The sequence below is a fragment of the Caballeronia sp. LjRoot29 genome, assembly GCF_964252755.1.
GTDB lineage: Bacteria > Pseudomonadota > Gammaproteobacteria > Burkholderiales > Burkholderiaceae > Caballeronia.
Genome location: NZ_CAXUPU020000002.1, coordinates 328,636 through 351,530 on the forward strand (window position 1 = coordinate 328,636; position 22,895 = coordinate 351,530).

Genomic DNA, 22,895 nt, shown 5'->3' on the forward strand with positions numbered 1-22,895 from the left:
TGGCGGGGAATAGCGACGATTCGGACGACGCGCAACTGTTACCTTTGCAAGACAAAAAGAGGCAAAAATGACTGACCCGTTAAGTGGGTTCGCCCGTGGACGCGTGCTTGTCACCGGTGCATCCGGATTCGTCGGATCGGCGGTGGCGCGGATCGCGCGGAGCCAGGGTTTTGATGTTCGCGTAGTCATACGCAAGACCAGTTCCCGGCAGAACCTCGAAGGACTCGACGCTGAAGTCGTGATCGGCGACATGCGCGATGAAGCCTCCATGCGGGCCGCGATGAAGGACGTGCGCTACGTGTTGCACGTCGCCGCCGACTACCGCATCTGGGCCCGCGATCCGGGCGAAATCGAGCGCGCGAACCTGCAAGGCACCGAGGCTACCATGCGCGCGGCGCTGGCCGAGGGCGTCGAGCGGATCGTGTACACGAGCAGCGTCGCGACGCTGAAGGTGAGTCCGGCGGGCGATATCGTCGATGAAACCAAGCCTGCGCAGGCCCAGCAGACCATTGGCGCGTACAAACGCAGCAAGGTGCTGGCGGAGCGCGCGGTCGAGCGGATGGTCGCGAATGACGGCTTGCCGGCGGTGATCGTGAACCCGTCCACGCCGATCGGTCCGCGCGACGTCAAGCCGACGCCGACCGGGCGGATCATCGTGGAAGCGGCGACGGGCAAGATCCCCGCTTTCGTCGATACCGGCCTGAACCTCGTTCATGTCGACGATGTGGCGAACGGCCATTTGCTGGCGCTTGCGCGCGGCGTGATCGGCGAACGCTATATTCTCGGCGGCGAGAATTTGTCGCTGCAGCAGATGCTGGCGGACATCGCGGGACTTGCCGGACGCAAGCCGCCGACCATCAAGTTGCCGCGCGGCCCGCTGTATCCGCTTGCAATCGGCGCGGAGCTTTACGCGAAGTTCACCGGCAAGGAACCGTTCGTTACCGTCGATGGCTTGAGGATGTCGAAGAACAAGATGTACTTCACGTCGGCGAAAGCGGAGCGGGAGCTGGGATACAAGGCGCGGCCATATGGTGAAGGCCTGAGTCACGCGCTGGACTGGTTTCGCGCGAACGGCTACCTGAATCGATGAAGCGACGATGAAGCAAGGTACGCATCGCCTGTTGTTTTGATGGCATTTTTAGCGTCATCCACGCATTTTGTTACAACGTGTGGAGACGTTGCGCGGTACGCAGCAGTTAAAATCACAGGTTCGATGTAAGGCTAGCAAGGCAAACAACGCATGAACTTAACCGACCAGCTCGGCGCGCTGGAATCAAGCCTCGATGAGCTGATTCTCGCCGCCGCTTCTATTCCCGCTTCTCCTGGCACTTCCACTGCTTCTGCTTCTTCTGTGAGTGACGCCGCTGTTGAACCGGCGGCTGAAGAACAACCGACCGTGGCTGAAGAAAAGCCCACGCTGAACGTCTCGCGCCCCGACAAGAACCTGATCGCAATGACGATTGGCGGGGTGACGGTGCCGTTGAGCCCCGAAGGGGTATCGGAGTTGATCGAGGAATTATCGAACGCGCGCGCGTCGATGGACGTCGAACAGCCGAGCGGCCTCCCGCAAGGCTGGCGTTTTGTCGCGACGAAAAACCCGGTGATGGCCACGCAACGTTATGCGAACGGCGACCGTTTGCTGGTGTTGCGCCATACCGGACACGGCTGGGTGCCGTTCTCTTTCTCGCCCGACACCATCATCGAGATGTACGCGCTGCTGACGAAGCGGTGAGGGAACCGCTCAAGGCGCCTGGACGCGCGCCTTCCACTGCCCGCCTTTGCCGCGCCAGAACCGTATGGCCGAGCCAACGGTCGCGCTCACATAAAACAGCGCGATCAGCGGCAATATTGGCGCCCAGACTATGGAACGGCGGTAGTAGCGCAACATGGGCGCATAGGCGCAGCACATCGCAATCCAGGCGAGCCATGCCGGCCAGCCTTTTGCGCCCAGCGTCAACGCAACCACCGGCGGTGCGAGATAGATCACGCACATTGCCAGCACGGTCCCAACGAGCAGCACCGCCGAATAACGCAACTGCGTGAACGCCGTGCGCGCGATCATGTTCCAGATCTCGCGCCAGTCGTCGTAAGGCCGCAGCGATTCGCTGTCGGCGGCAAGATCAAGCCGGATCGGCCGCGCCGCATTCACGCCGTTACGAAACTTGATACGCGAAGCGAGGCTGCAATCGTCGATCAGTTCGCCACGAATCGATTCCATCCCGCCCGCTTCAACCAGCGCCGCGCGCCGCACCATCATGCAACCGCCCGCGGCCGCGGCCATGCGTTTGCTTACGTCGTTCACCCACGCGAACGGATACAGCTTCGCGAAGAAAAACACGAACGCGGGAATCAACGCCCTTTCCCATGAGGAATCGCTGCGCAGCCGCACCATCAGCGAGACCAAGTCGCGATCTTCAAGAATCGAGCGTGCGACCAGTTGCGAGGCAGCGTCCGCCGGATGACGGATGTCGGCGTCGGTAAGGAGCAGGTAATCGGCGGGGAAACCCAGCCCGTCGATAGCCGCAATGCCTTGCGACTGCGCCCACACCTTGCCGGACCAGCCGGGCGGCAACGGCGCGGCCGTCAGCACCGTCAGGCGGTCTTCGAAACCGCCGTCGCGCGCGGCGGCTTGAGCGGCGTCGGCGGTGCCGTCGGTGCTGTGGTCATCGACGACAATCAGGTGGAACGAACCCGCGTAATCCTGCGCTAGCAGCGATGTCACCGCGCGGCCGATCACATCGGCTTCATTGCGCGCCGGCACGACCGCGACGAGCGCCGGCCACGCGCCGCGCCGTGCAATCTCGGCTTGGCCGACGGCGTGAACGGTACTTTCACTGAGCCGTTCGAGGGGCTGCGCGCGCCAGAAACCGCCGCGGCCAAACAGCAGGACAAGCCAGATGAGAAGGGACAACCAGGCAATCAGGAGCATCGTTTATTCGAAACAGGTCGATGATTAAGCAGATTCAACATCAGGAGGGTGCCATGGCCGCGTCAGATCAGCCTTCAACCGAGCGCAACTGCACACCCACCCGGCCGCGCAGCCGCATCGCGAGGGAACGCACGCCGATGACCGCCCAGTCCGGGCCTTTCAGCACCGGACGCTTGCGGAACACGTCGTAGTCCGCCTGTTCAATTTTTTCAAGGATACGCAGACCGCCATGCACGACGCTGCATAGCTCCAGCCCGAACCGCCCGGGCATACGCACGGCCAGCGGCGCACCGCCAACGATCATCGCGCGGGCGTGGTCAACCTCATGCCGCATCAGCGCGCGCCAGGCGTCGTCGCAGATTTGCTCGTCGATATGCCGTTCGGTCACGCCGAAACGCGTGAGATCGCATAACGGCATGTAAATGCGGCTCTTCTTCCAGTCGATACCCACGTCCTGCCAGAAGTTGATGAGCTGCAGCGCGGTGCAGATCGCGTCGGAATCGGCGAGATTCTCGGGCGTGCTGGCGTCGAAGAGATGCAGCATCAGCCGCCCGACCGGATTCGCCGAGCGCCGGCAATAGTCCATCAGCGCAGGCCAATCGGCGTAACGCGTGGTGTCGATGTCCTGATCGAACGCCGAGACGAGATCGTAGAAGGGGCCGAGCGGCAACCCATATTGCGCGACGGTGCCGGCCAGTTTCTCGAACAGCATGGGGTGAACCGCCGCCGGTGAACCGGCGGCGACCGCATCGAGGCCCGCGCGGAAATCGGCAAGGCGGGCGTGGCGTTCGGCCGGATCGAAGACGCCTTCGTCGGCGATGTCGTCTGCCGTGCGCGCGACGTGATAAATCACGCCGACCGGCGCACGCAGCCGTTTCGGCAGCAATATGCTGGCTACCGGGAAATTTTCGTAGTGATCGACTTCCATAAGGCGGTCCAGGTATTCGACACGGCGCGCGGATGCCAAAATGGACATCGACGCACGCAGGCCGTTCGTGCCGGATCGCTGACACATAACAACATTCCGTTCGGACGACGTGAATGTTGGTTAGGCGCAACGACTCGACACGGGATAAATTCTTGTCGTGCGCTGCCCGAAACCTGTTGAAGGACCAGGCGCGAATCCAGGCAAATCCGGTGCTTCCGGCGCTTGATGCAGCCGCCGAGGCGACTCGTTCGTCCGGCTTAAGCGGCGTCCGCCTCCGCGCAGGTGAGGCTCAAACGCCCGTCAGCATCGGTTTGGATCGGCAGCCCGGCCTAGTGTCCCCACAGCCGCTGATCCCCGCCGATACTGCCCGGCACGGGCTTTTCATAGTGCCTTGCAGCGCTGGACGACTATTGTCCGCGCGTGCCGCAGTCGCCTGAAAGGCCGGATCACGCCGCCATGGCCGCTTCAAAACTGTTTAGCGCAAACGCGGCCTCAAACGCGGCAAAGCGCTAGTTTACAGGCTTCCGCGTCTCCGCAGTAATTCAACCCTGCCGGTAGAAACGTAAACACCCTCTAATAGCCTCTTACAAGCATCCAAAAACTGGACGAGTTAGAATACGCGGTCAACTTCGGCCTTAAAGTTGAAACGAATGGCTTCTTTCCAGCCAGTTGTTTCCCAAAGCTTTTCCGAGAAGCTTTAATTTCGCTTACAACAAATCGACCGGATTTGATCGAAGCTTATAGCCGGTTCCATTCGAAACCCGCGCCAGTCGGAGTTCGCCCGAATATGCGTATTATCCTTGCTCAACCCCGCGGCTTTTGTGCGGGCGTGGTCCGCGCGATCGAAATTGTCGATCGCGCTCTTGAACGACATGGCGCGCCCGTCTACGTGCGCCATGAGATTGTTCACAACCGGCACGTTGTCGACAATCTGCGTAGCAAGGGCGCGCGTTTTGTCGAAGAACTCGACGAAGTGCCGCACGGCGCCGTTGCTATTTTCAGCGCGCACGGCGTAGCGCAAACGGTTGAAGCCGACGCGGAAGCGCGCGGCCTGGATGTGCTCGACGCCACCTGTCCGCTCGTGACGAAGGTCCACGTCCAGGGCCGGCAATATGTCGCGCAGGGCCGCACGCTGATCCTGATCGGCCATGCGGGGCACCCCGAGGTGGAAGGGACCATCGGGCAGATTCCCGGCACCGTGGTGCTCGTGCAAAGCGAAGCGGAAGTGGCAACGCTCGCGCTGCCCGTCGATGCCCCCGTAGCGTATGTCACGCAAACCACGTTGTCGGTGGACGATACGCGCGACATCATCGACGCACTGCATCGCCGGTTTACAGATATCGTTGGCCCGGATACGCGTGACATCTGTTATGCCACGCAAAATCGCCAGGCGGCGGTGCGCGAGTTGAGCAAGCAAGTCGATGTTTTGCTGGTGGTCGGGGCGACCAACAGTTCCAACTCGAATCGTCTGTGCGAGATCGGCGCCGAAACCGGCGTGCCGAGCTACCTCGTGGCAGATGGCTCGGAATTGAAAGCCGACTGGTTTGCGAACGCGCAGACCGTCGGGATTACGGCCGGTGCGTCCGCGCCGGAAGAAATGGTTAAACACGTTATCAGTGCACTGCGCGCGCTGGGCCCTGTTGAAGTCACGACAATGTCCGGCCGCGAAGAAAAGGTTGAATTCAAACTCCCCGCGAAGCTGACGAAGCCGCTTGCTGCGGCAACAGCATCCGCTGGCGCCCTTCGCGAAGATTAAGGAGCACACGCAATTGTCTATTCCAATGCTGCAAAAGGTCCGGGTTGGCGCTTACATCGCGCGTCAGCATTTCATGCGCAACAAGCGCTATCCGCTCGCGTTGATGCTCGAGCCGCTGTTCCGCTGCAATCTGGCGTGTAACGGCTGCGGCAAGATCGATTACCCGGACCCCATCCTGAACCAGCGCATCTCGATGGCAGACTGCCTCGCGGCTGTCGACGAATGCGGTGCACCGGTGGTCTCCATTGCCGGTGGCGAGCCGCTGCTGCATAAGGAAATGCCCCAGATCGTGAAGGGCATCATCGCGCGCAAGAAGTTCGTTTATCTCTGCACGAACGCGCTGCTGATGGAAAAGAAGATGGACGACTACGAGCCGAATCCGTACTTCGTCTGGTCGGTTCACCTCGACGGCGACAAGCAAGCGCATGACCATTCTGTCTCGCAAGACGGCGTGTATGAGAAGGCCGTTGCAGCGATCAAGGAAGCGAAGCGCCGTGGTTTCCGCGTGAACATCAACTGCACGCTGTTCAACGACGCCGATCCGGAACGTGTAGCGAACTTCTTCGACACGCTCGGCCCCATGGGCGTGGACGGCATCACGGTGTCGCCGGGTTATGCGTATGAACGTGCGCCGGATCAGCAGCACTTCCTGAATCGCGAAAAAACGAAGTCGTTGTTCCGCGACATCTTCAAGCGCGGCGATAACGGCAAGCGCTGGTCGTTCAGCCAGTCGAGCATGTTCCTCGACTTCCTGGCCGGCAATCAGACCTACGAATGCACGCCTTGGGGCAACCCGGCGCGTACCGTGTTCGGCTGGCAGCGTCCGTGTTATCTGCTCGGTGAAGGGTATGTGAAAACCTTCAAGGAATTGATGGAAACCACCGAGTGGGACAAGTACGGCACGGGCAAGTACGAGAAATGCGCCGACTGCATGGTGCATTGCGGCTTCGAAGCCACCGCCGTGATGGATACGGTTGCGCATCCGCTGAAGGCAGCACTTGTTGCCTTGCGCGGTCCGCGTACTGAAGGCGCCTATGCGAAGGACTTGCCGGTCGATAATCAACGCCCGGCTGAATTCGTGTTCTCGAAGCACGTTGAGATCAAGCTGGAAGAAATCGGCCGCGCGAAGAACAACAAGGGCGGCAAGCAAACGACGATCGCAGCTTGAGTTTGCGCACGTGAGCTTGGCAGCGTGTTATTCAAGCTCACTGCATACTGCGAAACGAACGGGTGGATAAGGTCGCGACGAGCGGCGTTATCCACCCGTTTTGTATTTCAAGATGCGTATGTGGCGCGCCCGTGTAGCATCACGGGTTTTCAAGGCAACCAAGCAGGAAGCAATGGCTGATTTCAGCGTAATGATCAATCTCGGCAAAGCCGATCTGGACGACTACTCTCTCTTGGCGAAGATACTGTTCAAGACAGGATTCAGCGAGACGAAGGCCGCGCAAGTGGCAGCGGATTATCGGCTGTTGCCGGCATCGTTTAAGTACTCGAGCGAGACCGAAAACCTGACCTCGGTGCGGGAGAAAGCGCTGAAGTCGGCGAAGAGCGTTTCGTCGAAAGCAATGGTGCTTGTGTCGGAATGCTGAGGCGGGAGTGAAGGCCGTCAGGGCGGAACTTGCTGCGCATAAAGTTTCGGGGGTGCTTGGGGTTGGAGCCGAAGGCACGGACGTCACCCCGTTCACGTCCTGCGTTACCAGATCGTCTTGACGTGGGCATAGGCCCTAATCTTAAGGTCCTTGGTCACAAGCGGCGCGGCAAACTTCCGCGCCGTCGCTACGATCAGCCGGTCTGCCGGATCTTTGTGGAACTCACCTGGAAGCTGCACGGATTTGACCGAAATATCGACGTCGACAGGGGCAAACCTCACACCAGGGATTTGAGCCACGGCAGCGAGCCAGTCTTCGACATCCATTGAGAACGCTACCGTTTCACGCTCAACGAGCATGGCGATTTCCCAAGCCGAAATCGCGGAAATAACGATTTCGCCACCGGCTCGTTCACGTTCGATAGCATTCTTCGCTTTTTTGCTCAGCGCGGCATCGCTAGTTGCCCACCAGATCAGCGTATGCGTATCCAGAACAATCACTGCGCGGCCTCCCAATCGCCTTCCCCAACCGGGTCCATCGGATTGTCATAACGCAACAGCGAGCCGCGCAAAAGATCTAGCGGATCCGGTGCATCGGCGCGATACGGGCGCAATTCTAGTGTGGGTCTGCCATGGTCAGTGACGATCAGGCTTTCCCCCGACGACTCCACCAACCTGAAGAATTCAAGCGCCTTCGCCTTGAACTCGGATTTTGATACCTGCCGACTTGGCATATTTTGCCCCTAGTCATATGTCTATGGTCATTTTAGCTAGAGCGAGATGTTTTGTATATGGCAATGCATTGACAATTACTGCAAAAAAGGGCGCATCTGGCTTGGTGCCAGGTGCGCCCTTTTGTTTTGCTCAAGGAATGTTCTAAGCCACTCACCCGCGCTTCATGCGCGAATCCCGTTCGTAGCCCTACCCTTCCTCACTCCGCCGTCCGCGCGTTGTGCGCCGTCAGGAACTTGATCAAACCATCCACGCCGCCCTTCGACAACTGACCCGCGAATTGCGTCTGGTACACCTGGATCAGCCACGCGCCCATCATGTCGATGTCGTAGATCTTCCAGCCGTCCGGCGTCTTCTCCAGCCGATAACGCACCGGGTTATCGCCACCGGTCGAGTACACATGCGACTGCACGACAGCATCTTTGCCGCCTGCATCGAGCGTGGGGGGATCGAATTTGAACTTGACGTCTTCATCGCGTAATTGCGACAGCGACGATGTGTAGGTGCGCACCAGCAGCGTCTGGAACTGCTCGTAGAGCGCCTTCTGCTGGTCGGGCGTCGCCGTGTTCCACGCCTTGCCGACGGCAATCCGCGTGGTGCGCTGAAAGTCGGTCGCCGGCACGAAACGCGTCTGCACCAATTGCGTGATCTTGGCCATGTCGCCGCCACGCGCGACGGGGTCCGCCTTCATCGCGCTGACCGTGCCTTCCACGGCGCTCTTGACGACAGCATCAGGGCTCGTCTGCGCAAACGACGTGCTGGAGAACAACGCCGCTGAGCATGCCAGGGCGAACAAAACCATACGGACAGGAAAATAGCGTTTCATACGACCGTTATCGAGTAATGGCGGGCGGCGTTCAGCCTGAGGCGCCGAGTTAGCGGAAAACGCAGTAAGTATATCGACCTGCGTCTGCCGTGACAGTTCAGTCAACGCTCTTCCTGCGCCCTTACGCCTGCGGACTCGGCCCGCGCTCCAGATACGTCGTCAACGCAATGTAACTTCGCGTGCCAGTGAATCCCTCGATTGAATGAATGCGCTCCAGCAGATGTTCGAGAGTCTGCGTGTCGCGGGTTCTGACTTTCAGCAGCATCGCGCTTTCGCCGGTCACGGTATGGATCTCTTCGACGTCCGGAAACTCCGCCAGTTGCAGCAGTTGACGCGTGACTGCCCAACTGGAGGTATCGACGTGAACAAACGCCAGCAGCGGCCGGCCCACGCTTGCGCCATCCAGCGTTGCCACCGTGGCCTTGACGACGCCATCTTGCTTCAGGCGCTTGGCCCGTTCGTGCACGGCAGGCGCAGACAAATGCAGCAGCCGGCCAAGCTCGGCGTAAGTCCGCGTGGCGTCTTCGGCGAGCAAGGCCAGCAGCTTGCGGTCGGTTGCATCGAGGGCGGCGGCAGGAGGCCTGCGTTTGGGCAAGGCCGTCTCCGAGGTCATCGGCGGGTCCTCATGGCTTGGCCGAATCGTTCAGACCCGGCAACCCCGCCCGCAATTCCTTGCGCATGACCTTGCCGGTCGGCGTCATGGGCAACGCATCGACAAACCTGACCTCGCGCGGATATTCATGCGCGGCCAGCCGGGTCCTGACATGCTGCTGAAGCTCGCGCACCAGCGCTTCATCTCCCACGAAACCTGCATTCAGCACAACGAACGCCATCACGATTTCCGTGCGTGCAGCATCTGGTGCACCGATCACCGCCGCCATGCTCACGGCGGGATGGCGCAGCAAACAATCTTCAATAGGCGCAGGACCGATCCGATAACCCGCGCTCGTAATCACGTCGTCGTTGCGGCCGACGAAGCGGATGAAACCATCGGCGTCGCATAAACCGAGGTCGCCGGTCAGCAGGAACTGGCCGCGAAATTTATCGCGCGTGGCGGCTTCGTTGTTCCAGTAGCGCAGGAACATGACCGGGTCGGGCGCGGCAATCGCGATATTGCCCGGCGTGTCGGGCGGCAGTTCGGTGCCTTCATCGTCGACGATTGTTACGCGATGTCCCGGCACGCTACGTCCAATTGCCCCGGGCCGCGGCTCGAACAACGCAGAACACGACGACACGACCACGTTGCACTCGGTCTGCCCGTAGAACTCGTTGATCGTCACGCCAAGCGCCGACCGGCCCCACGCGATCAACTCCTCGCCAAGCGATTCCCCGCCGCTCGCCACCGCGCGCAAGGACAACCGCCACTGCTCGGGACGCACCACCGAGCGCATCATCTTGAGCGCGGTCGGTGGCAGGAACGTGTGCGTGACGCCGTGGCGCGCCATCAGGTCGAACGCGGCGGGGCCATCGAATTTTTCAAATCGACGCGCGAGCACCGTGACGCCGTGATGCCACGCGGGCAGCAAGACGTCGAACAGGCCACCAATCCACGCCCAGTCGGCGGGCGTCCACATCAGCCGGGCGTGCGCCGGAAAAAGTCCCTGCGACATCTCCACGCCGGGTAAATGCCCCAGCAACGCGCGATGAGCAAGCAGCGCGCCTTTGGGCTTTCCCGTCGTGCCGGACGTGTAGATGATCGCGGCGGGGTCGTCGCAGGAGGTATCGGCCGGGGTGAAGACGTCGGGTTCCGCGCGTAGCGAATCCCAAAAGGAATGGGCGTTTTCGCGCGGGTTTGTATCGACGCAATAGGCCGCTTTCAGGTCGGGCAACGTCCCGCGAACCTGCTCAAGCTTCTCGAATCCCGCGTGGTCGGTGATCAGCGCGGCTGCGCCGCTATCGGCGAGCCGGTACTGGATGGCATCGACGCCAAAAAGCGCAAACAGCGGCACCGCGATATAACCCGCCTTGTAGATGGCCAGATGCGCGATGGCCGTCTCCGGCGATTGCGGCAGGAAGATTCCCACACGGTCGCCGCGCTTGAGTCCCGCGCGGGCGAGCGCGTTGGCGAACTGGTTGGAAAGCGCCTTGAGGTCATCGAAGGTAAAACGCGTTTCCGACCCTTCGCGCGTCTCGTAGATCAGCGCGAGGCGGCCGGACCCGTCGGCCCATTTATCGCAGACGTCCACGCCGATGTTGTAGCGCGCGGGCACTTTCCACGAGAAGGCCCCGGCGAGGGTTTCATATGAATCGGCTGCGGGAAGCATCGCTTCTCCCTGGTTTTTGGTTAAGTCTCATTCGATAGCGGCTTGATCATCGGAATCGTTTGAACCGCTCGCAGTGGTCAATTCCTGCAATCCCGCAGGCGGCTGATATCGAGAAAATCCGTTGAATTCCAGCGTACGCCCAGCGGCCGCCAATGGCCAAGAATGCCGTGCGTTCGGCACGCCGCCATCGACGCGAATCACCGTTCCGTTGATAAACGCCGACGCCTCGGACAACAAAAATACCGCCGCCGCGGCCAGTTCAGATTCGGTCCCGAAGCGCTGCAACGGCACCTTGTGCTTGAGCTCCCGCAACAACGCGCGATAGCGTTCGTCGTAGCTATCCATGCCCGCCGATGCAATCCATCCCGGCGCAACGGCATTCACCCGCACGCCGGCGTAACCCCATTCGCACGCGGCCGTTTCCGTGAAGTTCCAGACGCCGGCGCGCGCGGCGCCTGAATGGCCCATGCCGGGCATGCCGCCCCAGATGTCCGCGAGCATGTTCACGATCGCGCCGCCGTGATCGCGCATCCATTGCGTGAAGCATTCGCGCGACATCAGGAAGGTGCCGTGCAGGTTATTGCGCACAACCGCGTCCCAGCCGTTCAGCGAAATCCTGTCGAGCGGCGCGGGAAACTGGCCGCCCGCGCAATTGAAGAGGCCGTCGAGCCGGTTGAAATCGGCGATTGCCGCAGCGACAACTTCTTTGACGCTCGCTTCGTCGCGGATATCGCAGGCGTGGCAGCGCACGCGTTCGATGCTTTCAGGGTAGTCCTCGGCCAGCTCGGCGCGCACGGTGTCGAGCTTCGCCAAGGTTCGTCCGATCAGGATCACCGACGCTCCCAGCGAGACCAGTTCGTGCGCGGTGCATCGGCCAAGCCCGCTGCCTCCGCCTGTCACCAAAACAACCTTGCCGGCGAACAGGCCGGGACGGAAAACGGAACGGTATTGATGCTGACTGTGGCGATCGTTCGGATTGGTTTCCATGATTCTCGACGTGACAGGATGAGTGCGCCTCAATGCGTTTGAGTAAAACTCAACTTCATACTGACGTCAAGCCGGTTAACCCTTAAATTTCGCCAGTAATTCTGCTAAATTTTGCCTTCAATTTCAATTGAGCTACACTCAAAATACTTTCATTGACGAGCGGCTTTCATCGCTAACCCATCGCCAACCATGAGTCAGCTCAAAACCCTCCCCGCACGTCGCGCACCGTCAAGCGTCAAGTCCGAACAACGCATCAAGGACATCCTGCTCGTGGCCCGGCAAGTGTTCTCGGAGCGCGGATATGCGTCGGCGACGACCATCGATATGGCGCGTCGGCTGGGGGTATCGGAGGCGACGGTTTTCACGTATTTCTCCGGCAAACGCGACCTCTGCGTGCGCGTGATCTGCGACTGGTATGACGAGATCATCGCGGAGATTGAAGCCACGTTGCCGCGCATCACGGGCACGCGCGCGAAGCTGTTCTTCCTGATCCGCACGCATCTGTACAGGCTGATGATCGATGGGCCGGGCCTATGCGCGCTGATCCTGTCGGAAGGGCGCGCGAAAGACGACACCTTCGGCGATGAAATCGTGCGGCTCCAGCGGCGCTATACCGCGCCGCTGATGCAAGTGCTGTCGGACGGCGTGGCAGCCGGCGATATCCGCGACGACCTGCCCTTGAGCCTGCTGCGCTCGAGCATTTACGGGCCGATGGAACATGTGCTGTGGGACGCGATCAGCAAGAAAACCGTGGATATTGAGGAGACGTCGAAGCGGTTATCCCTGCTTCTTTGGCAGGGTTTGCAGCCGCCCAATCCGAAAGTCGCCGCGCTGGGGCAATTACAACGCGACATGGCGGCGGCGCTCAAGACGTTTGAAAACACGCCTGAATGAAAGATCTGAATTTGTAGAATGATTACGGTTGTCCGCGACGTTACCAGAGACTTTGGTTGCCTCGCCATTTCTGGCTTCCCCCTCTCATCCCCGCCCCACAACGCTTCGACCTCCGAGGCGCGTTTTATTTCCCCCGATGACCCCCCCTCGTGAAAATTGCCGGGCCTTGGTCCGTCAGCAATCCGCATAGTTCCCGAAGCCGTATTGAAAACAATTCTTACCTATGTAATGATATTGATTCGTATTCACGAACTATCCGGTAACGCTGCACACCCTTCGCAACTACAAACAGCTGCTTCGACTGCGCCGCTTACCGGCCGCTCGCCCGTCGCTGCGGGAATCACGAAAACAATTGACGGCACGGCGCAACGGCGCCGGCTTTTTTGACTATCAAGCACTCGGGGAAACACATGTTGAGGAAGACACCGCTTGCCGCGGCAATCATGACCGCGCTGGCGGCTCCTGTTGCCGTACCGCTTTATGCTCACGCGCAGACCGCGCCAGTCAGCAAGTCCGATCAAACCGCCCAGGCGGACCCGTCGGCACAAGCCCCGCAAGCCACTTCCCCCACTGAAGGCGCCGCACTGCCCGCCGTGCACGTCAACGCCCAGGCCGTCACGCCCGATTTCCAGCCCGATACGTCGACCGTAGGCGCCAAGGTCCCGACCGCGTTGCGCGATATCCCGCAAGCGGCCGTGGCGGTCCCGAAAGCCGTGCTTCAGTCCCAGGCAGCCACCTCTTTCTCCGATGCGCTCCGCAACGTTCCCGGCGTCACCCTTGGCGCGGCGGAAGGCGGCCAGATCGGCAACAACATCAACTTGCGCGGTTTTTCGGCGCGCACCGACATTTATCTCGATGGTTTCCGCGATCGCGGCCAGTACTATCGGGACACGTTCGACCTTGAATCCATCGACGTGCTGTATGGCCCGTCATCGCTGTATTTCGGACGCGGCTCCACGGGCGGCGTGATCAACCAGGTGAGCAAGCAAGCGGAGCTGAAAGCGCATGCATCGGTATCCGCGATGGTCGGCACGAGCGACCGCTACCGCACCACGTTCGACATCAACCAGCCGCTGTCCGACACATCCGCCGTGCGGCTCAACGCGTTCGGGCAAGACCTCGGTTCCACGCGCGACGTGATGAAAAGCAAGGACTACGGCTTCGCGCCGACCGTGCGCTTCGGCATTGGAACGCCGACGGAAGTCACCTTGTCAGCGTTGATCCAGCACAACCGCGACCAGCCGGACTACGGCATTCCGCCGGTAAACGGCGCGCCGGTCCCGGTGAGCAAGAGCCAGTTCTACGGCTTCGAAGGCGATCGGACGATCCAGGACGTGCAGACGCTGTCGGCGCGCATCCAGCATCGTTTCAACGATAACCTCACGCTGCGCAACGAGACCCAGTTCAGCCACTACGGCACCGAAGCCACGGCCACCAATGCGGCGGCTGTGCTGACCGGACCGCTTGGAACATCCACTGCGCTCGCCAACGGCAATTTCACGACGCTGCCGTTGTCGTCGCTCTATGTGAAGTTGCAGGGCAAGGACCGCAACATCAACGATCACTCGGTCTACAACACGACCGATATCGACTACAAGTTCAATACCGGCTTCCTCAAGCATGAGGTGATCGCGGGCGTTGACCTGAGCCACGAGACCTACAGCAACCAGTCGTTCACCGCGACGACGCCGGGCCTGCCGTCGAACACCATCGCGATCGTTCCGCTGCTCAATCCGCAGTACACCACGCGGCCCGCCAATACGCGGGAAGTGGCGACCAACCTGGCGGAGTCGAGCGCGAACGGCGTGGGCGTTTATGCCAACGATACGGTGTCGATCGGCCAGTACTGGAAGGTGGTGGGCGGCTTGCGCTGGGACCGTTACGAGGCGTCGATCAAGAACACGCTCAACGCGCCTTCATACGCTACGCAGACCAACTACTTCACCAGCGTGCGCGGCGGGATCATTTTCCAGCCGACCGATTGGCAGTCGTACTACGTGTCGTACGGCACGTCGTTCAACCCGTCGCTGGAAGCGCTGACGCTGACGAACAACCAGCAGAACATTCCGCCGGAATCGAACCGCTCGTATGAAGTGGGCACGAAGTGGGACTTGCTGAACGGCGGGTTGTCCGTGACGCAGTCGCTGTTCAATATCGATAAAACCAATGCTCGCACGCTCCAGGCCGACGGCAGCTACTCGCTCGACGGCGACGTGCGCGTGCGAGGTTATCAACTCGGGCTGGCTGGCCACATCACGAACAAGTGGCAAGTCTTCGGCGGTTATACGTACATGGACGGCCAGGTGGTGAAGGCGCTGGACAACACCAACGGCAAGACGCTCGCGAACACGCCGCGCAACATGATCACGTTGTGGACGACTTATGACCTCACGCCGCAATGGACTTTCGGCGGCGGTCCGGTGTACACATCGGCGCGATATGCCGCGAGCAACGACTTCGTGCAAGTGCCTGCGTACACGCGCTGGGACGCAATGGCCGCGTTCCACCAGAAGCATTACGACATCCAGTTCAACGTGCAGAACCTGACCAACAAGCACTATTACGATTCGCTGATTCCATCGGATGGCGGGCGTGCGGTGCCGGGTTACGGCCGGACGTTCCTGGCAACGCTAAACTACCGGTTCTACTGACCGACTGCCCGCCACACGAGCCGCGCGATGCACATCGCGCGGCCGCCGGGCCCCAAAAAACATGATCCTTTCGATACCCAACGTCCTCAGCCCCGAAGACGCCGCCGCCATGCGCCAGCGACTCGATGCGTCGGACGCATGGGTGGACGGGCGCGCGACGGCCGGTTATCAGGGCGCGCCGGTCAAGCGCAACCAGCAGATCGCGCAGGAAGCGCCAATAGCGTTCGAACTCGGCGACACCATCATTGCTTCGCTCGAACGGCATCCGTTGTTCATTAGTTCGGTACTGCCCAACCGGGTGTATCCGCCGCTATTCAACCGCTACGAAGGCGGGATGCATTTCGGCAGTCATGTCGATGGCGCAATCCGGCTCGTGCCGGGACATGGCACGCGGGTTCGAACCGATGTATCGATCACGCTGTTCCTCACCCCGCCCGAGGATTACGACGGCGGCGAGCTGGTGATCGAGGACACGTACGGCGTGCAGGAAGTGAAGCTGCCGGCGGGGCATGCGATTGTTTATCCGGCGACGAGCTTGCATCAGGTGCGGCCGGTGACGCGGGGAATGCGGGTATCGAGTTTCTTCTGGGCACAAAGCCTGGTTCGGGACGACACCCGCCGCAGCCTGCTATTCGATATGGACACAGCCATTCAAAGGCTCAACGCAGAAAACGCCGACGACGCCGCGAGGCGAACGCTCGTGGGCTGTTATCACAATCTGCTGAGGCTTTGGAGCGAGACGTAGGGGTTGCCAAAGCTAGGCTGCGAAGACTTCCTGCAAGGTCCGCAACGCGACCGAGAGCGTACTCGCCGGCACGGCGCCGAGCTTTTTGACCAGACGGGTTTTGTCGATTGTGCGGATCTGGTCGAGCAGGACCAGCCCTTTCTTTTGACTGAAGACAACAGATACACGGTATGGCGCCGGCCGGCTTTTTGTCGTCATGGGCGCGACGATCACCGTGCGCAGATGGTCGTGCAATTCAGGCGGCGAGATCACCACGCAAGGCCGGGTTTTCTGAATCTCGCTGCCAACGGTAGCGTCAAGCTCATCCATTTCAATGAGCCAGACCTCTCCACGCACTACCATGCGAGCTCCGAATCGTCGGCGTTTGGAAACTCGCCGAGTACGAGTTCGTCGTCGCCCGCTTGAGCGATGGCCTTGCTTGCGTCAGACCAACCCTGGCGGGCTTTCTTCTGCGGCTTTCTTAAAACAATTGCGTCGTTTTCCACTTCCATCTCCACTTCGTCCTCCAGCCCAAGTTGGGCCAGGATGGGTTTCGGAATCAACACGCCTTGCGAGTTATCCATCCTGCGAATCATTGTTTTCATCGCTTCACCGTAATGACAATGTTGGTCCGTAAACGGGCCGAGTGGTTGCACAATGTTAGTACAATCTGTCATTAAGCGCGCGCGCGCCGCGCTGCCCGCCAGAGCCCGGCCCGCAAACTGCTGACCAGACCAAAAAGTTTTTGTCCGATCGCAGTATCCAACTCGCGCCCGTCGCGCGCACGCTCCTTCTGCGAGTATTTCCCCGCGCCCGGTATACTCACGCGGCGCCTCATGGCCTCCCGGTTAATTAGCAAAACTTCAGAACACGCCCTCCGAGGCATCCGCCTTCATGCTCACGCCTCTCATTGCCCGTCTCGTCACGTTATCGATTCGCCGACCCGGCTGGATCATCGTTTTATCGCTGCTGATTGCCGTGCTGAGCGGCTATTACGTCGTGCATCACTTCAAGATCAGCACCGACATCAGCCAGTTGATCGAAACAGAACCCGAATGGGCCGCGCGCAGCCACGCGATTGACGAAGCCTTTCCGCAACGCGGATCGACGGTGCTCGTGGTGGTCGAAGCGCAAGCGCCTGAATTCGCCGATGCCGCCGCCAACGAGCTCGCCGCCGCGCTGACCAAGAACACGGCCCACTTCACGGCGGTGTCGCAACCCTCGGGCGGCGACTTCTTCGAACATAACGGCCTGCTTTATCTCTCCACCGATAAAGTCGCCGACACCACCCAGCAACTCGTCAAAGCGCGTCCGCTGATCAACGCGCTGGCGCACGACCCCACGCTCACCGGCCTGGCCGGCACGCTCAACACCAGCCTCAACCTGCCGCTGCAACTTGGCCAGGTGACGCTCGGGCAAATGTCCAAGCTGCTGGGCCAGAGCGCGGACGTGCTCGATAAAGTCGTCGCCAATCAGCCCGCCGTGTTCTCGTGGCGCAATCTCGTCGAACCCTCGGCGACGCATCCCGCCCGCGCGTTCGTCACCGTCCAGCCGATGGTGGACTACAACGCGCTGGAACCCGGTGCGAGCGGATCGAACGCAATTCGGGCGACAGCAAATGAGCTGAAGTTATCGGAGAAATATGGGGCCGTCGTGCGGCTCACGGGCGAACAGCCGCTCTCCGACGAAGAATTTGCGTCGCTGAAAGACGGCGCCGTGCTCAATGGCATCCTGACGTTTATCGTCGTGCTGGTGATCCTCTGGCTCGCGCTGCGCTCGGGAAAGATGATTGTCTCGGTGTTCATCACGCTGTTCGTCGGACTCGCGATCACCGCCGCGATCGGCCTGCTCATGGTCCACGCGCTGAACCTGATTTCGATCGCGTTCATGGTGCTGTTCGTCGGGCTCGGCGTGGATTTCGGCATCCAGTTCGGCGTGCGGTATCGCGAGGAACGCTTCAAGGATGACCGGCTGGACGTTGCACTCGTGAATACGGCGCGCCACGTTGGCGTGCCGCTGACGCTCGCCGCCGCCGCGACGGCCGCGAGTTTCTTCTCGTTTTTGCCGACCGCGTATCGCGGGGTGTCCGAACTCGGGCAGATTGCGGGCGTCGGCATGCTGGTCGCGTATTTCACCAACATGACGCTGTTCCCGGCGCTGATCAAGGTGTTCGGGCCGCCGGGAGAAGCCGGCTCGCCAGGCTTTCCGAAGCTCGCGCCGGTGGACGAATACCTCGCGCGCAATCGCAAGCCGGTGCTGATCGCCACGCTGGTCGTCGTGATCTGCGCGCTGCCGTTGCTGTTGCATCTGCGTTTCGACTTCAATCCGCTCAACCTGAAGGACCCGAAAACGGAGTCCATGGCCACGCTGCTCTCGCTGAAAGACGCGCCCGAAGCGGCCGTGAATGATGTGAAGGTACTCGCGCCCTCGCTCGAGGAAGCGGACAAGATCGCGGCAAAGCTCGAGAAGCTGCCGGAAGTGGAGCGGGCCACCACTGTGTCGTCGCTCATTCCTGCCGATCAGCCGCAAAAGCTCGATTTGATTGCCGCTGCGGCGACGGTGCTTTTACCTTCGCTGGACCAGCGCGTCGCCACGCCCGCCAACGACGCGGTGCGCGTCGCCTCGCTCAAGCGGCTGTCGAACACACTGGAACTCGCCGCCGATGAACATCCCGGCCCCGGTGAAAATGAAGCGCGCCACCTCGCGGCGACGCTGAAAAAGCTCGCCGCCGCCGATGTCGCCACCCGCGATCGCGCCGAGCACGCTATGTCCGACCCGCTGCGCATCGCACTGGGCCAGATGCGCTCGCTGCTGCAACCCTCGCCGATCACGCTCGCGTCGCTGCCTAAATCGATGACCGAAGGCTGGCTCGCCGCCAACGGCCAGGCGCTCGTGGAAGCATCGCCTAAAGCATTGGACGGCAAAAGCCGCGACGACGACAAACTGCTCGCCCGCTTCGCCAATGCCGTGCAGAAAGCCGAGCCGAACGCTATCGGGGGCCCTATCTCCGTGTTGCATTCGGCCAATACGATCATCAAGGCATTCGAGCAGGCGGCGGCGTGGTCGCTGATCGCCATCGCGGTCCTGCTGTGGCTGACTTTGCGTCGTATCGGCGATGTTTTGAGAACTTTGATACCTTTGCTGGTCTCCGCCGTCGTCACGCTCGAGTTATGCGCGGTGTTCGACATGCCGCTGAACTTCGCGAACATCATTGCGTTGCCCCTGATGCTGGGCATTGGCGTGGCGTTCAAGATCTATTTCGTGATGGCGTGGCGTTCTGGACAAACCGGCCTGTTGCAGTCCAGTCTCACGCATGCCGTGATGTTCAGCGCCGCCACCACGGCGACGGCGTTCGGCAGTTTGTGGTTTTCGCATCATCCGGGCACATCGAGCATGGGCAGGCTCCTCGTCCTGGCGCTTTTTACGACGTTAATCGGCGCAGTGGTATTTCAGCCGGTTCTAATGGGAAAACCGCGGGTGCGGCCAAAAGTGGCCGAAACCGTCTAGACCGTCCTTGTTTGAACCGTCCCCTTTGAATCGTCCCTTTAGACGCACTAATAACTAACGCATCACCCCAAGGAAACTGACCCATGAGGATGGCAAAAACGCCCGATGCCGCCCGCAAACTGCGAGCGCTCTCCGGCGGCGTGCTGCTCACAGCCGCTGCTTTCGCCCTGTCCGGTTGCGCCACAGGCCCCGACCGGAAACCAGGCGATCCGCTGGAACCGATGAACCGCGAGATCTTCAAGTTCAACGACGCCGCCGATAGATACGTCGCCCGCCCGATTGCAACCGGTTACGTGAAGGTCACGCCGGTACCGGTTCGCACCGCGATCAGCAGCTTCTTTTCGAATATTGGCGACATTGGCAACTTCGCGAACAACCTGCTGCAGTTGAAGATCACCGACGCGTCCGAAGACTTGATGCGCATCGCAATCAACTCGACGTTCGGGATTGGCGGGTTGATCGACTGGGCTTCAGCTGCGGGGCTGCCGAAGCACAACCAGGACTTCGGGCTGACGCTGGGCCATTACGGCGTGCCGTCGGGACCGTATCTGGTGCTGCCGCTGCTCGGGCCCAGCTCGGTGCGTGATTCAACGAACTGGATCGCGAGCTATCCGCTCAATCCGGGGACGTATTTGAGTACGGAAGCGAGTGTGTCGATGTTCGTCGTGCAGTTCGTGAGCGCGCGGGCCGATCTGCTGGGCGCCACCGACATCCTGTCGCAAGCGGCGCTGGATAAATACGCGTTTGTCCGCGATGCCTACACGCAGCGTCGACAGTATTTGTTGACGGGCGCGGCGAACGCGTCGTTGCCGGATTATGGCGATGAAAGCGGTGCTGCCGCATCGCCTCCGGGCGCCGCGAGCGCGACGGCTGCGCCGGCGAAGCCGGGCATGGGCGGGAGCAGCAGTTCGCAAGGCTTGCCGAATTACGCTGATCCGGGTGCGGCCGAGCCGGCGTCGGCACCGGCTGGGAAGTAAGCTGGCCTCAGCGCCTCACCGCTTTGGTTTTAGCTTTCGCCAAAGCGGTGGGATTCACGGTGTTTTTGACGAGTGCGGCCGCAGTCGCGCGGGCTACATCACGGCGGCCCAGGGATGGCGCTCGAAGTGGCGCTTTTCAAAGGCTTCAATGTCGGCGAGCGCGGTCAATGTCAGGTCGATCGTGTCCATGCCTTCGATCACCATGCGCTTGTGCCGCGCGCCGATCGGGAACGTGAAAACCTGAGCGCTGGTGGTTGAAGTGACCGTCTGCACTTCCAGATCGATGAGGATCTTCGACGCCGGATCATTCGTCGATTCGCGCAGCAACACGTCCACTGCCTGACGTTCAAGTTGCACGAGCAGCAAGCGATTGTTCATCGCGTTGGAGTAGAAGATTTCGGCGAAGCTCGGCGCGATCACGGCGTCGAAACCGTATTGCTGAAGTCCCCACACCGCATGTTCCCGGCTCGATCCACAACCGAAATTTGCGCCGCCGATCAGGATGCGTGCGCCGTTATACGCGGGCTGGTTAAGTACACAATCTGCGAGCGGCGCGCCGTGTTCATCGAAGCGAAGGTCGTAGAGCAAGCCTTTGCTCAAACCCGCTTTATCGATGATGCGAAGGAACTGCTTCGGCATGATCTGATCGGTGTCGAGGTTTTCGATTGGCAACGGCACCGCGCTGCCTTCAATCGTGGTCAGCTTAGTCATGGTGATTTTCCAGGGAACGGACGTCGGTGATCTTGCCGGTCAGCGCGGCGGCGGCGGCCATCGCGGGACTCATCAGATGCGTGCGGCCGCCGCGTCCTTGCCGGCCTTCGAAGTTGCGATTCGTCGTGGATGCACAGCGTTCGCCTGCTTCGAGAAAGTCGTCGTTCATCGCGAGACACATCGAGCAGCCCGGCTCGCGCCATTCGAAGCCGGCAGTTTTTAGAATCTCCGCGATGCCTTCCGCTTCAGCCTGCCGACGCACCGAGCCCGAGCCCGGCACGACCATCGCGCGTACGCCCGCTGCAACTTTGCGCCCCCGCACAATCGACGCGACGATGCGCAAATCCTCAATCCGCCCATTCGTGCATGAGCCGATAAACACGCGGTTGATCGGCGTTCCGGCGATCGGCTGATTCGATTCAAGGCCGATGTAGTCGAGCGCACGACGCAATGCGGCGGCAGCTTCGGGCGTGGCTTGTTGAGTGGCATCGGGCACGAGGGCATCGACGCGCATCGCCTGGTCGGGGCTCGTACCCCACGTGACGAAGGGCGCGATATCGCGGGCGTCGAAGGTGAATTCGGCGTCGAAGGTGGCGTCGGCGTCGGATCTTACATCGCTCCAGTCGGCGAGCGCGGCTTGCCATGCGGCTTCATCCAGCGATGTGGCATGCGCGCGGACGTAGTCGAACGTGGTTTTATCTGGCGCGATCAACGCTGCTCGCGCGCCCGCTTCCACGGTCATGTTGCACAAGGTCATGCGAGCCTCCGCCGAGAGCGACGCGATGGTCGTGCCTGTGAATTCCACCGCATATCCTCGCGCCCCTTGAGCGCCAATCTGGCTGATTATCCAGATGATCACGTCCTTCGATGCCGTGCCATAAGGCAACGCGCCATTGATAGTGATACGCATGGTCTGCGCCACGCGATACACCAGTGTCTGCGTCGCGAGAACGTGCTCGACCTCCGACGTGCCGATACCAAACCCCAGCGCACCCAACGCGCCGTAGGTGGTCGTGTGGCTATCGCCGCAAAGCACGGCCATGCCGGGACGGATCAACCCGAGTTCCGGCGCGATGATGTGTTCAATCCCCTGCAGCGGATCGTTCGCCGCGAACAGCCGGATGCCCGCCTTGTCGCAATTGCGCGCGAGATTTTCGGCTTGCAGCAGGGAGGCGGCGTCGCGAATCACACGCGGCGATTCGGCGTGCGTCGGGATGATGTGACTGACTACGGCGAGTTGCTGCTTAGGACGACGCACCGGCCTGGATCGTTCAGCCAGTCCGCTGAACGCTTGCGGACTTGTGTACTCGTTCATCAGATGCAGATCGACGTAGAGCAGCACGTTTTGATCGTCGATACGCGTAACCGTATGCGAGTCGACGAGCTTCTTATAGAAAGTAGTGTGGTTCGACATGATG

22 protein-coding genes are annotated in these 22,895 nt (G+C 60.9%); 10 read left to right on the forward strand and 12 right to left on the reverse strand.

Annotation, left to right across the window (positions count from 1 at the left end):
• Nucleotides 1-67 precede the first annotated feature (67 nt).
• Together hpnA and ACSQ83_RS03610 are read left to right on the forward strand one after the other, a co-directional pair.
• Nucleotides 68-1,090: a hopanoid-associated sugar epimerase gene (gene hpnA, locus ACSQ83_RS03605; protein ID WP_436227236.1), complete on the forward strand. Its 1,023-nt coding sequence runs from the start codon at nucleotides 68-70 to the stop codon at nucleotides 1,088-1,090.
• A 150-nt stretch (nucleotides 1,091-1,240) separates the two neighbouring features.
• Nucleotides 1,241-1,732 (forward strand): hypothetical protein, encoded by a 492-nt coding sequence (locus ACSQ83_RS03610; protein ID WP_414951902.1) that lies wholly within the window; start codon nucleotides 1,241-1,243, stop codon nucleotides 1,730-1,732.
• Between the two features lie 9 nt (nucleotides 1,733-1,741).
• On the opposite strand, the gene ACSQ83_RS03615 is transcribed toward ACSQ83_RS03610, so the two are convergent.
• On the reverse strand, nucleotides 1,742-2,929 hold the full coding sequence (locus ACSQ83_RS03615) for a glycosyltransferase (RefSeq protein WP_414967691.1): 1,188 nt from the start codon (nucleotides 2,927-2,929) through the stop codon (nucleotides 1,742-1,744).
• Nucleotides 2,930-2,996: 67 nt separating this feature from the next.
• Nucleotides 2,997-3,857: a squalene synthase HpnC gene (gene hpnC, locus ACSQ83_RS03620; RefSeq protein WP_436227286.1), complete on the reverse strand. Its 861-nt coding sequence runs from the start codon at nucleotides 3,855-3,857 to the stop codon at nucleotides 2,997-2,999.
• 787 nt (nucleotides 3,858-4,644) lie between these two features.
• On the opposite strand from hpnC, the gene ispH reads away from it, so the two are divergent.
• From ispH to ACSQ83_RS03635, 3 genes are all read left to right on the forward strand, one after another.
• Nucleotides 4,645-5,613 carry a 4-hydroxy-3-methylbut-2-enyl diphosphate reductase gene (gene ispH, locus ACSQ83_RS03625; protein WP_299709469.1) on the forward strand — a complete coding sequence of 323 codons (969 nt, stop codon included), beginning with the start codon at nucleotides 4,645-4,647 and terminating at the stop codon, nucleotides 5,611-5,613.
• Nucleotides 5,614-5,626: 13 nt separating this feature from the next.
• Entirely contained in the window at nucleotides 5,627-6,781 is a 1,155-nt protein-coding gene (hpnH, locus tag ACSQ83_RS03630) for an adenosyl-hopene transferase HpnH (protein WP_158939759.1), read from the forward strand.
• A 172-nt stretch (nucleotides 6,782-6,953) separates the two neighbouring features.
• Nucleotides 6,954-7,205 (forward strand): hypothetical protein, encoded by a 252-nt coding sequence (locus tag ACSQ83_RS03635; RefSeq protein ID WP_436227237.1) that lies wholly within the window; start codon nucleotides 6,954-6,956, stop codon nucleotides 7,203-7,205.
• A gap of 104 nt (nucleotides 7,206-7,309) precedes the next feature.
• On the opposite strand, the gene ACSQ83_RS03640 is transcribed toward ACSQ83_RS03635, so the two are convergent.
• The 6 genes from ACSQ83_RS03640 to ACSQ83_RS03665 form a co-directional block, all read right to left on the reverse strand.
• Nucleotides 7,310-7,705, reverse strand: a complete 396-nt coding sequence (locus ACSQ83_RS03640; RefSeq protein WP_414951898.1) for a type II toxin-antitoxin system VapC family toxin — start codon at nucleotides 7,703-7,705, stop codon at nucleotides 7,310-7,312.
• Complete coding sequence (locus ACSQ83_RS03645; protein ID WP_436227238.1) at nucleotides 7,702-7,938, reverse strand: type II toxin-antitoxin system Phd/YefM family antitoxin; 237 nt, start codon at nucleotides 7,936-7,938, stop codon at nucleotides 7,702-7,704. Before ACSQ83_RS03645 ends, ACSQ83_RS03640 begins: the two co-directional genes overlap by 4 nt.
• Nucleotides 7,939-8,135: 197 nt before the next feature.
• Complete coding sequence (locus ACSQ83_RS03650) at nucleotides 8,136-8,762, reverse strand: MlaC/ttg2D family ABC transporter substrate-binding protein (RefSeq protein WP_436227287.1); 627 nt, start codon at nucleotides 8,760-8,762, stop codon at nucleotides 8,136-8,138.
• Nucleotides 8,763-8,883: 121 nt separating this feature from the next.
• Nucleotides 8,884-9,375 (reverse strand): Lrp/AsnC family transcriptional regulator, encoded by a 492-nt coding sequence (locus ACSQ83_RS03655; RefSeq protein ID WP_436227239.1) that lies wholly within the window; start codon nucleotides 9,373-9,375, stop codon nucleotides 8,884-8,886.
• Between the two features lie 10 nt (nucleotides 9,376-9,385).
• On the reverse strand, nucleotides 9,386-11,026 hold the full coding sequence (locus ACSQ83_RS03660; protein WP_436227240.1) for an acyl-CoA synthetase: 1,641 nt from the start codon (nucleotides 11,024-11,026) through the stop codon (nucleotides 9,386-9,388).
• A 27-nt stretch (nucleotides 11,027-11,053) separates the two neighbouring features.
• A complete protein-coding gene (locus ACSQ83_RS03665; RefSeq protein ID WP_414951893.1) occupies nucleotides 11,054-12,013 on the reverse strand; it encodes an SDR family oxidoreductase in 960 nt (319 codons plus the stop codon).
• A gap of 189 nt (nucleotides 12,014-12,202) precedes the next feature.
• Between ACSQ83_RS03665 and ACSQ83_RS03670 the strand changes: the two genes are divergently transcribed.
• The 3 genes from ACSQ83_RS03670 (at nucleotide 12,203) to ACSQ83_RS03680 (ending at nucleotide 16,303) form a co-directional block, all read left to right on the forward strand.
• Nucleotides 12,203-12,907 carry a TetR/AcrR family transcriptional regulator gene (locus ACSQ83_RS03670; RefSeq protein WP_414951892.1) on the forward strand — a complete coding sequence of 235 codons (705 nt, stop codon included), beginning with the start codon at nucleotides 12,203-12,205 and terminating at the stop codon, nucleotides 12,905-12,907.
• A gap of 410 nt (nucleotides 12,908-13,317) precedes the next feature.
• A complete protein-coding gene (locus tag ACSQ83_RS03675; RefSeq protein WP_436227241.1) occupies nucleotides 13,318-15,558 on the forward strand; it encodes a TonB-dependent siderophore receptor in 2,241 nt (746 codons plus the stop codon).
• A gap of 61 nt (nucleotides 15,559-15,619) precedes the next feature.
• On the forward strand, nucleotides 15,620-16,303 hold the full coding sequence (locus ACSQ83_RS03680; RefSeq protein ID WP_414951890.1) for a Fe2+-dependent dioxygenase: 684 nt from the start codon (nucleotides 15,620-15,622) through the stop codon (nucleotides 16,301-16,303).
• A 12-nt stretch (nucleotides 16,304-16,315) separates the two neighbouring features.
• On the opposite strand, the gene ACSQ83_RS03685 is transcribed toward ACSQ83_RS03680, so the two are convergent.
• The gene (locus ACSQ83_RS03685) at nucleotides 16,316-16,645 is read right to left on the reverse strand and encodes a type II toxin-antitoxin system PemK/MazF family toxin (RefSeq protein WP_436227242.1); all 330 of its coding nucleotides are present in this window, start codon (nucleotides 16,643-16,645) and stop codon (nucleotides 16,316-16,318) included.
• Entirely contained in the window at nucleotides 16,639-16,887 is a 249-nt protein-coding gene (locus tag ACSQ83_RS03690) for an AbrB/MazE/SpoVT family DNA-binding domain-containing protein (protein ID WP_436227243.1), read from the reverse strand. The genes ACSQ83_RS03685 and ACSQ83_RS03690 overlap by 7 nt, the downstream gene beginning before the upstream one ends.
• A 289-nt stretch (nucleotides 16,888-17,176) precedes the next feature.
• On the opposite strand from ACSQ83_RS03690, the gene ACSQ83_RS03695 reads away from it, so the two are divergent.
• Both ACSQ83_RS03695 and ACSQ83_RS03700 read left to right on the forward strand, forming a co-directional pair.
• Nucleotides 17,177-19,789 carry an MMPL family transporter gene (locus tag ACSQ83_RS03695; RefSeq protein ID WP_436227244.1) on the forward strand — a complete coding sequence of 871 codons (2,613 nt, stop codon included), beginning with the start codon at nucleotides 17,177-17,179 and terminating at the stop codon, nucleotides 19,787-19,789.
• An 83-nt stretch (nucleotides 19,790-19,872) separates the two neighbouring features.
• Nucleotides 19,873-20,766, forward strand: coding sequence for an MlaA family lipoprotein (locus ACSQ83_RS03700; RefSeq protein WP_414951886.1), 894 nt, complete (start codon nucleotides 19,873-19,875; stop codon nucleotides 20,764-20,766).
• Between the two features lie 93 nt (nucleotides 20,767-20,859).
• Here the strand turns inward: ACSQ83_RS03700 and leuD are convergent, their stop codons facing one another.
• Nucleotides 20,860-21,477: a 3-isopropylmalate dehydratase small subunit gene (leuD, locus tag ACSQ83_RS03705; protein ID WP_436227245.1), complete on the reverse strand. Its 618-nt coding sequence runs from the start codon at nucleotides 21,475-21,477 to the stop codon at nucleotides 20,860-20,862.
• On the reverse strand, nucleotides 21,470-22,891 hold the full coding sequence (leuC, locus tag ACSQ83_RS03710; RefSeq protein WP_436227246.1) for a 3-isopropylmalate dehydratase large subunit: 1,422 nt from the start codon (nucleotides 22,889-22,891) through the stop codon (nucleotides 21,470-21,472). The genes leuD and leuC overlap by 8 nt, the downstream gene beginning before the upstream one ends.
• Between the last annotated feature and the right edge of the window lie 4 nt (nucleotides 22,892-22,895).